The organism is Stenotrophomonas sp. Iso1 (assembly GCF_027497995.1).
In the GTDB taxonomy this organism is placed as follows: Bacteria; Pseudomonadota; Gammaproteobacteria; order Xanthomonadales; family Xanthomonadaceae; genus Stenotrophomonas.
Genome location: NZ_JAODBT010000015.1, coordinates 1 through 255, shown reverse-complemented (window position 1 = coordinate 255; position 255 = coordinate 1). Strand labels below are relative to the sequence as shown.

Sequence of the window (255 nt, the reverse complement as noted above, 5' to 3'; positions counted from 1 at the left end):
GTCTTCCTGGTGAAATTAGCGCTGTGGAACCACCCGATCCCATCCCGAACTCGGAAGTGAAATGCAGCTGCGCCGATGGTAGTGTGGCCTAAGCCATGCGAGAGTAGGTCATCGCCAGGTTCTAACTGCAAAACCCCCGCTGCCCTGCAGTGGGGGTTTTCGTTTTGGAAAGTCGAAAAGGATAAATGGATCTTGGGGCTGCCGAGAGGGTTTGCCGCGCGTGGATGTGAGGGCGCGATTGGAGCCTTGAGATAA

General features: G+C 55.7%; 1 rRNA gene. It reads left to right on the top strand.

The features are described 5' to 3' along the window. The first annotated feature begins 5 nt into the window (after window positions 1-5). Window positions 6-120: ribosomal RNA gene (gene rrf, locus PAN08_RS18010) — 5S ribosomal RNA — on the top strand. The last annotated feature ends 135 nt before the right edge of the window (window positions 121-255 follow it).